We start from the raw sequence: 11,739 nt of genomic DNA on the forward strand, positions 1-11,739 counted from the left end.
CGGCTCATGTCTTCTATTTATTTTTTTTTTCAAGCAAAAGACGCCATACTAGTCCCTGAGTTGTCTCGGGGGTTGGAAGATTTTAATAAGAACCAGGCCCCGTCCCCGCCAGCATCTCCGCCAGATCGACCGGAAACACCAGTTCGTCATGCGCCGCCAGTTCGGCGGGCGTGAACCAGCGCCAGCTTTGCATCACCCGCCGCTCAAGCTCGGTGTGCCCGGCAGGGTCCACCTCGCAGGCGTCCACGTCGATGCGGAAATAGCGTTCGTCGGCGATTACCGGTTCTCCCTCCACCGTCTCGAATTCGGCCAGCTTGCGCGCCACCTCCGGCCCGCAGTCCATATCCAGCCCCACCTCCTCGCGCAGTTCGCGGCGGGCGGCGGCGGGATAATCCTCGCCCGGGTCAAGCGCGCCGCCCGGCGTCACCCAGAAGACCGGGCGATCTTCGGGAGTGAAACGGAACAGCAGGACGCGACCCCTCCCGTCCACCAGCAGGATGCGCGCCGCCGGGCGCGGGCGTCGCATCATCCGGCATCCAGTTCGGGATAGTGGCGGAAGATGCCGTCGCCGAACGGCAGCCGCCGGTCGCTCGCCAGATAATCGGCGAGTTCGGGCAGCGCCGCCACATGCGCGTGCAGGCCGGTCAGTTTGGGGCAATCGCGCAAGGTGGTGGCCATGCGCTTGGGGAAGGCATGACGCAGCCCCTCGATCAGTTGGAACAGCGAGAGGTCGGCGTAGCTCCAGCGATCGCCCGCCAGCCACGGGCCGTGGTGCAGCAGCGCCCGCTCGAAATACCGCAGATATTTGGGGATGCGATCGGCGCGGAACGCCTCGGCCGCGCGCGCCGCCTCGGCCGCCTGTTCCTCGTAGGTGAGGCCCACAGCGACCGGATGATGCACATCGTGCGCCTCGCCCACCGCATCGGCGATGGTGAGCTGGAGCTGGTTGACCCACAACCGACCCTCGAGGTCGACCGGCGCGAGGCCATGCCGTTCGCCGAGGAACAGCAGGATGTTGGCGGTCTGGGCGATCGTCATCCCGTCCGCCAGCAGATAGGGCGGTGCGAACGGCGGCGCGTCGCGGGGCTGTTCAAGATCGAGACCGAGCGCAGACATGCCGCCTTCCCCGCGCGCCAGATCGCGATAGGCGATGCCGCCCGCCTCCAGCGCCAGCCGCACGAACTCGCCTCGGCCGGGAATGCCGGGCCAGTACCACAGGTCGTAACTCATCGTTCCACCTCCGCCTGGGCGCGGCCTACACCTCGGAAGGGGCGCGCGCCTTGATCGCGAGGGCATGAACGCGCTCCGCCAGCAAATCGGCCAACGCCGTGTTCACCGCCCGCTGGCGCGCGACGCGGCTCTGCCCCTCGAACGTGGGGGAGACGATCTCCACGGTGAAGTGGCTTTCGCCGCTGCCGTCGTGCCCGGCATGGCCGCGATGCTTCTCGCTGTCGTCGATCACGGCGAGGCGTGTGGGGGACAGGGCGGCGCGCAGCCGTTCCTCGATCGCGGTGGCCACGGGGCCGGTGGGATATGTGGTCATCGCCTCTATATAACCGGTTTGCAGCGAAGAGGCAGTCTTGGCGGACGACGGATCGAACGAGAGGAAACGGAGCAGCCCGCGCTTCCACGGCCGCATCGGCGATGGCGCGCGTGTGTGCGAGCATGACGGCTGCACCGAGCCGGGCGAGTTCCGCGCGCCCCCGCGCGAAGGCCGCCGCACCGGCGACGGGCCGGGCCAGTGGCGCTGGTTCTGCCTCGATCACGTGCGCGCGTTCAATGGCGGCTACAATTTCTTCGAGGGGATGAGCGCGGACGAGATCGAGGCGCAGCAGCGTCCGTTCGCCGGGTGGGAGCGGGAGACGCGCGCTTTCTCCGCCAACGCCGGCACGGGGCCGAAATGGGCCGATTTCATCGATCCGCTCGATGCGATCGGCGCCAAGTTCGCGCGTGAGAATCCGCAGTCCGCCAACGGCCATCCGTTCCGCGAAAGCGAGCGCAAGGCGCTCAAGACGCTCGGTCTCGGCGCGGAGACGGATCGCAGGATGCTGCGCCAGCGTTATGCCGATCTGGTGCGCCGATATCATCCCGATCGCAACGGCGGCGATCGTAGCCACGAGAAGGCATTGCAGGACGTCATCGCCGCCTATACCGCGTTGAAATCCTCGCCCGCCTTCGCTTGAAAGAGTTCGCAAACCCTATGGCCGATCTAGCAAACGTCCAGCCCGACAGCCGCGCCGAGACGGTGCTCGCCGCCCCAGACCGGATGGTGAAGGTGCGCGACGCCTTCGGCATCGACAGCGACATGGAAGTGCCCGCCTTCTCCGAGGCGGACGAGCGCGTGCCCGATCTCGACCCCGCCTATGTGTTCGATCCGGACACCACGCTGGCGATCTGCGCCGGCTTCGCGTTCAACCGCCGGGTGATGGTGCAGGGCTATCACGGCACCGGCAAGTCGACCCATATCGAGCAGGTGGCCGCCCACCTGAAATGGCCGTGCATCCGCATCAACCTGGATGCCCACATCAGCCGTATCGACCTGATCGGTCGCGACGCGATCGTGCTTCGCGACGGCCAGCAGGTGACGGAGTTCCGCGAGGGCCTGCTGCCGTGGGCGTTGCAGACGCCGACCGCACTGGTGTTCGACGAGTATGACGCCGGCCGCCCGGACGTGATGTTCGTGATCCAGCGCGTGCTGGAAACGGAGGGCAAGCTGACCCTGCTCGACCAGAACCGGGTCATCCGCCCGTCCCCGTGGTTCCGCCTGTTCGCCACCGCCAACACGGTGGGCCTGGGCGACACGACCGGGCTGTATCACGGCACCCAGCAGATCAATCAGGGCCAGATGGATCGCTGGAATCTGGTCGTCACGCTCAACTATCTGCCCGCGGCGGTCGAGGCGCAGATCGTGCTCGCCAAGAGCGGCGAATATGACAAGCCGGACGGCAAGAAGGTGGTCGAGAACATGGTGAAGGTCGCAGACCTCACCCGTTCGGGCTTCGTCGCGGGGGACATCTCCACCGTCATGTCGCCACGCACGGTGATCTCGTGGGCGCAGAACGCGCTGATCTTCGGCGACGTGGGCTTCGCCTTCCGCCTCAGCTTCCTCAACAAGTGCGACGAGGCCGAACGCTCGCTGGTGGCGGAATATTACCAGCGCGTGTTCGGCAAGGATCTGCCGGAGAGCGTGGTGGGGAAGAAGTGATCCTCGCAGGCGCCCCGGGGCGGCCGGCCGATGGCTGAACAGACCCCGCTCGACGCGCTGAAGGCCGTACTCGGCGGCGCGGCGCGCGCGATGGCGCAGGAGCCGGAGCTGGAACTGAGCTACACCGCCGAGGCGCCCTCGGTGCTGGGCAAGGCGGTGCGCGTGCCGATGCCGGGGCGCGGGCTGCCGGCCGATCAGGTGGCCGAGGCACGCGGATTCGCCGACGGCTATGCCCTGCGCCTGCGCCATCACAATCAGGCGCTGCACGACCGCGCCGCCCCGGCCGAGCCGGTGGCGCGCGCCGTATTCGACGCGGTGGAACAGGCGCGCGTCGAATCGATCGGCGCGCGGGCGATGGAGGGCGTGCGCGCCAACCTCGGCCATGCGCTCGACATGCGGATGAAATCCGACCCGCTGGTCCGCGCGCGCAATCGCGACGAGGTGCCGCTGTCCACCGCGGTCGGCCTGCTGGTGCGCGAACGGCTGACCGGGCAGGCGCCGCCCGCCGCCGCCTTGCCCGGACTGGCGCTGGTGCGCGACTGGATCGAGGAAAAGGCCGGCGCCGATCTCGACGCGCTGGAAATGGTGCTGGACGACCAGCGCGCCTTCGGCCGCCTCGCCACCCGCCTGCTGGAAGATCTCCAGTTGATCGAAGGCGAAACCACGCCCGACGAGCAGCAGGACCCCGGCGAAGAAGGCGAGGGCGAGGAACAGGACGAATCGGAACAGGGCGACGACGGCGAGGACGAGGGCGGCGGCGCGCAGAGCGAGACGGAGTCGCGCGCCGAGGCCAGCGACGAGGAAAGCACCGACGACGGCGAATCCCGCCAGTTGGACGACGACTCGCTGAGCGACAGCGACTCGGACATGGGCGACGACGGCGAGGAGGGCATGATGCCCGTGCGCCCCAACCGCCCGTTCGCCGATCTTTCCGCCACGTTCGATTATCATCCATTCACCACCGCCTATGACGAGGTGATCGAGGCGACCGAGCTGTGCGACGCCGAGGAGCTGAACCGGCTGCGCGCCTATCTCGACCAGCAGTTGATTCATCTGCAGGGCGCCGTGACCAAACTGGCCAACCGGCTGCAACGCCGGCTGATGGCGCAGCAGAGCCGCTCGTGGGATTTCGATCAGGAGGAGGGGATGCTCGATGCCGCGCGGCTGGCGCGGGTCATCGTCAGCCCCGGCCACTCGCTCAGCTACAAGCGGGAGCGCGACACCCAGTTCCGCGACACGATGGTGACGCTGCTGATCGACAACAGCGGTTCGATGCGCGGTCGGCCGATCTCGATTGCGGCGATCTGCGCCGACATCATGGCGCGCACGCTGGAGCGATGCGGCGTGAAGACCGAGATCCTCGGCTTCACCACCCGCGCGTGGAAGGGTGGCCAGTCCCGCGAGCAGTGGCTGGGACAGGGCCGCCCGCCCACGCCGGGCCGGCTGAACGACCTGCGCCACATCATCTACAAGCGTGCCGACGAGCCGTGGCGCCACGCCCGCCGCAACCTGGGCCTGATGATGCGCGAGGGGCTGCTCAAGGAGAATATCGACGGCGAGGCGCTGATGTGGGCGCACAACCGGATGATCGGCCGCTCGGAGGAGCGCAAGATCATGATGGTCATCTCCGACGGCGCGCCGGTGGACGATTCCACGCTGTCGGTGAATTCGGGCAGCTATCTGGAAAAGCACCTGCGGCAGGTGATCGGCTGGATCGAGGGGAAGTCCCCGGTCGAGCTGATCGCGATCGGCATCGGCCACGACGTGACGCGCTATTACGCCAAGGCGGTGACGATCATGGACGTGGAGCAGCTGGGCGGCACGATGGTGGAACAGCTCGCCGGGTTGTTCGAGAACGAGGGGCGCTAGGCGTGCCGGGCCCGGGCTGCCTTCGATGAGCCGGCTTGAGGGCAAGACCTGCGTCGTCACCGGCGCCGCACGCGGGATCGGCCGGGCCATCGCCGAGCGCTTCCATCGCGAAAGCGCGACCGTGATCGCCACCGATTGCGATCAGGCAGCGGGCGCTGCCGCCGCCGCCGAGATCGGTTGCCGCTTCGTGCCGCTCGACGTGCGCGAGGAGGCGGACTGGGCACGGCTGGCGGCGCTCGTGCCGGCCGCCGACGTGGTGGTCAACAACGCCGGCGTCACCGGCTTCGAGGAGGGCATGGTGGTGGCGCATGACCCCGAACATGCGACGCTGGAGAACTGGCGCGCGGTGCACCGGGTCAATCTGGACGGGACGTTTCTCGGCTGTCGCTATGCCATCGGCGCGATGAAGGCGCGTGGCACGGGATCGATCATCAACATCTCGTCGCGCTCCGGGCTGGTCGGCATCCCGCTCGCCGCCGCTTATGCCTCGTCCAAGGCGGCGGTGCGCAACCACAGCAAGTCGGTCGCGCTCTATTGCGCGCAGCAGGGCTGGGCGATCCGCTGCAATTCCATCCATCCCGCCGCGATCCTCACGCCGATCTGGGAGCCGATGCTGGGGATGGGGCCGGCGCGCGAGCAGCGGATGAAGGCGCTCGTCGCCGACACGCCGCTGCGCCGGTTCGGCACGGCGGACGAGGTGGCGGCGGTGGCGCTGATGCTCGCCGCCGACGAGGCAACCTACATCACGGGTACCGAGATCAACGTCGACGGCGGCCTGCTGGCCGGGTCCGCCGCCTCGCCGGGCTAGTGGCGGGGCGGCGGCATCCGCCCTCAGCCCTTGTGCTGCGTGCCATCCAGCAGCTTGATGATCGCCGAGAAGTCCAGCCCCTGATCGTCGCCGTTGACGAACGCCTGATACAGTGCGCCCGCCGCCGCGCCCATCGGCACGCTGGCACCGGCGGCTCCCGCCGCCTCGACCGCCAGCTTCAGGTCCTTCAGCATCAGCGCGGCCGCGAAGCCGCCCTGATAGCCGTTGTCGGCGGGCGACGTGGGGCCGACGCCGGGGAGCGGGCAGTAGCTCGTCATCGACCAGCTCTGGCTCGTCGCCTTGGAGGCGATGTCGTAGAAGGTCTGCGGGTCCAGCCCCAGCTTCTGCGCCAGCGCGAAGCCCTCGCAGGTGGCGACCATCGTCGCGCCGAGGATGATGTTGTTGCAGATCTTGGCCGCCTGCCCCGCGCCCGCCGCGCCGGCATGGATCACCGCCTTGCCCATCGCGGCGAGGATCGGCTCGCCTTTCGCAAAGGCGTCGTCCGTACCGCCCACCATGAAGGTGAGCGTACCGCCGTTGGCCGCCGCGATCCCGCCCGAGACGGGCGCATCGACCATCGCCAGCCCCCGCTCGGCCGCCGCCGCGATCACCGCGCGGGCCGAGGCGACGTCGATCGTCGAACAGTCGAGCAGCACCGCCGAGGGCGGCACGGCGGCGAACACCTCGTCCTGATACACCGAGACGACGTGGCGGCCGGCGGGCAGCATGGTGACGACGAAATCGGCATCGCGCGCGGCCTCGGCAGCGGACGCCGCGCGGGTGCAGCCGGCCCCCTCGGCCCGCGCCAGCGCAGCCTCGGACAGGTCGAACGCGCGCACCTCATGCCCCGCCTTCGCCAGGTTCGCGGCCATGCCGCCACCCATGTTGCCCAATCCGATGAAGCCGATTCGTGCCATTACGCTGTCCTCCGTTTGACCATGGTGTCGCCGCCCGGCGGGAGCCGCCGGGCCGACGAGGGCGAGGGCTTACCGCCCGGTCCACACCCCCGGCCGCTTCTCCACGAAGGCGCCCATGCCTTCCTTCTTGTCCTCGGTGGCGCACAGCCCGTTGAACAGGCGCCGCTCGAACAGGATGCCGGTGGCGAGGCCCGTCTCGAAGGCGACGTTGACCATCTCCTTGTTGGCGATCGCGGCGAGCGGAGCCATGCCGGCGATGGTGGCGGCCATCTTCAGCGCCTCGTCCACCAGATCGGCGGCGGGCACCACCTTGCTGCACAGGTTGGCCTTCTCGGCCTCTACCGCGTCCATCATCCGCCCGGTCAGCACCATGTCCATCGCCTTGGACTTGCCGACCGCGCGGGTCAGCCGCTGCGAGCCGCCCATGCCGGGCGCCACGCCCAGCTTGATCTCGGGCTGGCCGAAGCGGGCGGTATCGGCGGCGATCATGATATCGGCCATCATCGCCAGTTCGCATCCGCCGCCGAGCGCGAAGCCGCCCACTGCCGCGATCCACGGCTTGCGCACCGACCACACCTTCTCGAACCCGCCGAAGAAGTTGGCGCCGTACATCTGGGCGAAGCCCTGATCCTGCATCTCCTTGATGTCCGCCCCGGCGGCGAACGCCTTCTCGCTGCCCGTCAGCACCAGGCAGCGCTGGCCGTCGTCGGCATCGTAGGCGGCGAAGGCGTCGATCAGGTCGCGCAGGATCGCGGTGTTGAGCGCGTTCAGCGCCTGCGGGCGATTGAGCCGGACGAGCGTGACCGCCCCGTGCGTTTCCACCAGCAGCGTCTCATAGTCACTCATCACGTCATCCCTCGATGATTGGGGCGCGGCCCCGGTGGTTTGGCGGCGTCGATCCGGGCGTCAGGCGCTCAGGGGCCGCCACTCGTCGGCCTCGGCCAGCGGCGAGAAGATCGTGTCGATCAGGTGGTCGCTCACGCGCCCGGGCGCGGGCGGGTCCCACTGGGGCGCATTGTCCTTGTCCACCAGCAGCGCGCGCACGCCCTCGACGAAGTCGTGGCGCTGGACGATGTGGCAGGCCAGCCGGTACTCGACGCGCATTTCCTCGGCGAAGTCCCGATGGTCGCGCCCCTGCCGGACCAGCCGCAGCGACACCTTGCAGGCCATCGGCGACTTCTCCGCGAGGACGGCGCGCTGGGCGGTCGCCCACTCGCCGCCATCGGCCTCCAGCGCGTCGAGGATATCCTCGTAGCGGTCGGCGGCGAACAGCCGGTCGATCTCCGCCTGCCGCGTCAAGATGGCAGAGGGCGGCGGGGCGGTGGTGGCGGCGGCGAGAATGGCCTCCACCTCGTCCGGCGCCGCGATCAGCCGCGCCTTCACCGCGTCCAGATCGGCCGAGGGGATGAAGTGGGTGGCAAGGCCGAGCGCAACGCAGTCGGCGCCGTCCAGCCGCGCGCCGGTCAACGCCACGAATTCACCCATCCGTCCGGGCAGGCGGGACAGATACCAGCCGCCGCCCACATCGGGGAACAGCCCGATGCCCGTCTCCGGCATGGCGAACACCGTCCGCTCCGTCACGACCCGGTATTTCGCCGGCTGGGAGATGCCGACGCCGCCGCCCATCGTGATGCCGTGCATGAACGCCACGATCGGCTTGGCGAAGGTGAACAGCAGATGGTTGGTCTGATACTCGTCACGAAAGAAGTCGCGCGCCGCCACGCCGTCCACCCGCGCGCTTTCCCACAAGGCGCGCACGTCGCCGCCGGCGCAGAAGCCGCGCGACAGCTTGGGGTCGCCGTCCGCCGACGGCGCGTGATCGAGGAGCACCAGCCGCACTGCCGGATCGTCGCGCCACGCCAGCAGCGCCTGCGTGATGGCGAGACACATGTCGCGGGTGAGCGCGTGGAGCGCCCGTGGCCGGTTGAGCCGCAGCCGCCCGGCGCCGCCTTCCACCGAGACGAGCAGCTCGTTCGTGCCGTTGGCCGCGCTCATTGGCGCAGCAACTCCCGGGCGATGATGACGCGCATGATCTCGTTGGTGCCTTCGAGGATGCGATGGACCCGCAGGTCACGCAGGAACCGCTCGATCGGATAATCCTGGAGGTAGCCGTAGCCACCGTGCAGTTGCAACGCGCGATCGACCACGGACCAGCCGGTGTCGGTCGACAGTCGCTTGGCCATCGCGGCGAACTTGGTCTTGTCGGGCGCGCCCTCGCTCACCTTGGCGGCGGCGGCGTAGAGCAGGATGCGCGCGGCCTGAAGCTCGGTTTCCATGTCCGCCAGCGTGAACTGCGTGGCCTGCAGGTCCGCGATCGCCTTGCCGAACTGGCGGCGCTCCCGGGTGTAGCCGATCGCCTCGTCCAGACACCGTTGCGCGCCGCCCAGGCTGCACGCGCCGATGTTCAGACGTCCGCCGTCCAGCCCGGCCATGGCGATGCGGAAGCCCTGCCCCAGCTCGCCCAGCAGGTTGGCCGCCGGCACGCGCACGCCGTCGAAATTCACCTGTGCGGTGGGCTGCGAATGCCAGCCCAGCTTCTTCTCCGCCGCGCCGAAGCTGACGCCGGGCATGTCCTTCTCGATCAGGAAGCAGCTGATGCCGTTGGCGCCATCGTCGGATGTCCGCGCCATCGTGACATAGACCTCGTTCACCCCGCCGCCGGAGATGAACGCCTTCGATCCGCTGACGAGCCAGTCGTCGCCGTCGCGCACCGCGCGGGTGCGCAGGCTGGCCGCGTCGGAGCCGGCACCCGGCTCGGTCAGGCAGTAGCTGGCGAGCTTGTCGCCCGACACCAGCGCCGGCAGGAGGCGCGCCTTCAGGTCGGCACCGCCGTAGCGATCGACCATCCACGCGGCCATGTTGTGGATCGAGATGAACGCGCTGGTGGACGGGCAGCCATAGGCCATCGCCTCCATCACCAGCGCCGACTCCATCCGCCCGAGGCCGGTGCCGCCGCCTTCCTCGGACACATAGATCGCGCCGAAGCCCAGCTCGCAGGCCGCCTTCACCACGTCGCGCGGGAAGTGGTGCGCCTCATCCCAGCCAGCGGCGAACGGCGTGATGGCATCGGCGGTGAACCGCTGCGCCATCTCCTGTATTGCCCGCTGGTCCTCGGTCAGGTCGAACTGCATCGCTGCTCCCCTCAATCCGGCGGCTTTGCCGCCGGGCGGATGAAAATACAAGAAGCGCGGCCCGGGCGTCGCCCGTCGTCACGATCCGGTACAGGCACGCCTGGCCACGCCTACAACGTGCGCAACGCCTGCGCCGGCCGCGCGCGCAACGCCGGCAGCGCACCCGCCAGCCCCATCGCCAGCGGGGCGAAGGCGCCCGCCAGCACGGTGCCGATCACGGTCGGCCAGTCGGTCGCCCACTCCAGCCCGAACAGCCGCACCACCACATACCACCCCGCCCCGGCCGCCACGGCCAGCGCCAGCGCCGAGACGATGGTGGCGAGCGCGGCATATTCGATCGCCTGTGCCGCCAGCACCTGCCCGCGCGTGGCGCCCAGCAGCTTGAGCAGCACCGCATCGCGCACCCGCGCCCGGCGGGAGGAGGCGATCGCCCCGATCAGCACCGCGATACCGGCCGCCACCGCAACGGAAGCGGCCGCGCGGATGGCCACGCCCAATTGTCCCAGCACGTCCGCCACCTGCGCCAGCACCTCCTTGATGCGGATCAGCGAGACGGAGGGGAAGGCGGCGGTGACGGCACGGGAAAGCGCGTTCTCGCCCGCCGGGGGCATCGCGATCGTGGCCATCACGCTGTGCGGCGCGCCTTCCAGCGCGTTCGGCGAGAAGACCATGACGAAGTTGAACCCCATCGTGTCCCAGTCGATCTCGCGCAGCGAGGCGATCGTCGCGGTCACCTCCACGCCCAGAACCGAGACGGTCATCGTATCGCCCAGCTTCAACCCGAGCGCGTCGGCCGCTTTCACGTCGAGCGAGACGAGCGGCGGGCCGGCATAGTCCGCCGGCCACCATCGGCCCGCCACCACCCGGCTGCCTTCCGGCACGGTGGCGGCATAGGTGAGGCCGCGATCGCCGCGCAAAATCCACGCGCCGTCTGGGATCGACTTCAGGTCCGCCACGCGCTTGCCGGCGAACGCCACCACCGGGCCGCGCAGCGAGGGCACCGTCTTCACCTCGGCGCCGGGGGACAGCCGCGCCACCAGCGCGCGAAAGCGATCCGCCTCGGTATTGGGGATGTCGAGCGCGAAGAAGCTGGGCGCGCGTGCCGGCACGCTGCGGGCGATCTGGCCGGACAGATTCGTCTCGATCACCGCCAGCGTGGCGAACAGGCTGAGGCCGAGGCCGAGCGCCACCACCAGCCTGTCGGTCTGCGCGCCGGGGCGGTGCAGGTTGGCGAGCGCGAGCCGCAGCAGCGGCCGGCGCGGATGCGGCAGGCGGGCGGCAAGCGCGCGCACGCCGACACCGATCAGCGACAGCACCACCAGCAGCCCCGCCGCCGCCGCCACGAACAGCGCGGCGAACCCCGGTTCGCGCGCGGTGCCGATGGCAAGCCCCGCGATCAGCCCGGCCAGCGCCACCATCGCCGCGATCACCGGCCACGCCGGCCGCGCCGGCCGCTCCACCCCGCCGCGGAACAGCGAGGCGGCCGGCACGCTGCGTGCACGATCGAGCGGGGCGATGGCGAACAGCAGCGCCACCAGCAGGCCATACAGCGCGCCCGTCACCAGCGGCAGCGGATAGAGGCCCAACTGCGGCGGCACCGGCAGCGCATCGCCCGCCGCCCAGGCGACGATCGCCGGCACGCAGGCCCCGGCCACCAGCCCTGCCGCCACCGCGCCGGCCGCCACCAGCGCCAGTTGCAGGATATATATCGCCCCGATCATGCGCGACGAGGCGCCCAGCACCTTCAGCGTGGCGATGCCGCCGCGCCGCGCATCCAGCCATGAGGACACGCCGTTGCCCACCCCGATC

General features: G+C 69.6%; 12 protein-coding genes. 4 read left to right on the top strand and 8 right to left on the bottom strand.

What is annotated here, in order from left to right; translation table 11 throughout:
* Window positions 1-82: 82 nt before the first annotated feature.
* From FOY91_RS18510 to FOY91_RS18520, 3 genes are read right to left on the bottom strand one after another with little or no spacing between them, the layout of a single operon-like run.
* On the bottom strand, window positions 83-529 hold the full coding sequence (locus tag FOY91_RS18510; protein ID WP_145155088.1) for an NUDIX hydrolase: 447 nt from the start codon (window positions 527-529) through the stop codon (window positions 83-85).
* Window positions 526-1,230, bottom strand: coding sequence for a glutathione S-transferase (locus FOY91_RS18515; protein ID WP_145155090.1), 705 nt, complete (start codon window positions 1,228-1,230; stop codon window positions 526-528). Before FOY91_RS18515 ends, FOY91_RS18510 begins: the two co-directional genes overlap by 4 nt.
* A 25-nt stretch (window positions 1,231-1,255) precedes the next feature.
* A complete protein-coding gene (locus FOY91_RS18520; protein ID WP_145155092.1) occupies window positions 1,256-1,543 on the bottom strand; it encodes a BolA family protein in 288 nt (95 codons plus the stop codon).
* Between the two features lie 37 nt (window positions 1,544-1,580).
* On the opposite strand from FOY91_RS18520, the gene FOY91_RS18525 reads away from it, so the two are divergent.
* From FOY91_RS18525 to FOY91_RS18540, 4 genes are read left to right on the top strand one after another with little or no spacing between them, the layout of a single operon-like run.
* Window positions 1,581-2,183 (top strand): J domain-containing protein, encoded by a 603-nt coding sequence (locus tag FOY91_RS18525; protein WP_145155094.1) that lies wholly within the window; start codon window positions 1,581-1,583, stop codon window positions 2,181-2,183.
* A gap of 17 nt (window positions 2,184-2,200) precedes the next feature.
* The gene (cobS, locus tag FOY91_RS18530; protein WP_145155096.1) at window positions 2,201-3,205 is read left to right on the top strand and encodes a cobaltochelatase subunit CobS; all 1,005 of its coding nucleotides are present in this window, start codon (window positions 2,201-2,203) and stop codon (window positions 3,203-3,205) included.
* 30 nt (window positions 3,206-3,235) lie between these two features.
* On the top strand, window positions 3,236-5,074 hold the full coding sequence (gene cobT, locus FOY91_RS18535) for a cobaltochelatase subunit CobT (RefSeq protein WP_145155098.1): 1,839 nt from the start codon (window positions 3,236-3,238) through the stop codon (window positions 5,072-5,074).
* Window positions 5,075-5,099: 25 nt separating this feature from the next.
* Window positions 5,100-5,882 (top strand): SDR family oxidoreductase, encoded by a 783-nt coding sequence (locus tag FOY91_RS18540; protein WP_145155100.1) that lies wholly within the window; start codon window positions 5,100-5,102, stop codon window positions 5,880-5,882.
* A 23-nt stretch (window positions 5,883-5,905) separates the two neighbouring features.
* Here the strand turns inward: FOY91_RS18540 and mmsB are convergent, their stop codons facing one another.
* The 5 genes from mmsB to FOY91_RS18565 form a co-directional block, all read right to left on the bottom strand.
* Window positions 5,906-6,799 carry a 3-hydroxyisobutyrate dehydrogenase gene (gene mmsB / locus FOY91_RS18545; protein ID WP_145155102.1) on the bottom strand — a complete coding sequence of 298 codons (894 nt, stop codon included), beginning with the start codon at window positions 6,797-6,799 and terminating at the stop codon, window positions 5,906-5,908.
* A 69-nt stretch (window positions 6,800-6,868) separates the two neighbouring features.
* Window positions 6,869-7,645 carry an enoyl-CoA hydratase-related protein gene (locus FOY91_RS18550; protein ID WP_145155104.1) on the bottom strand — a complete coding sequence of 259 codons (777 nt, stop codon included), beginning with the start codon at window positions 7,643-7,645 and terminating at the stop codon, window positions 6,869-6,871.
* A gap of 60 nt (window positions 7,646-7,705) precedes the next feature.
* Window positions 7,706-8,794, bottom strand: coding sequence for an enoyl-CoA hydratase/isomerase family protein (locus FOY91_RS18555; RefSeq protein WP_145155106.1), 1,089 nt, complete (start codon window positions 8,792-8,794; stop codon window positions 7,706-7,708).
* Entirely contained in the window at window positions 8,791-9,930 is a 1,140-nt protein-coding gene (locus tag FOY91_RS18560; RefSeq protein WP_145155108.1) for an acyl-CoA dehydrogenase family protein, read from the bottom strand. Before FOY91_RS18560 ends, FOY91_RS18555 begins: the two co-directional genes overlap by 4 nt.
* A gap of 110 nt (window positions 9,931-10,040) precedes the next feature.
* The coding region (locus tag FOY91_RS18565; protein WP_145155110.1) for an ABC transporter permease at window positions 10,041-11,739 on the bottom strand (1,699 nt) is incomplete at its 5' end.

This window comes from Alterirhizorhabdus solaris (genome assembly GCF_007785815.1).
Lineage (GTDB): Bacteria > Pseudomonadota > Alphaproteobacteria > Sphingomonadales > Sphingomonadaceae > Alterirhizorhabdus > Alterirhizorhabdus solaris.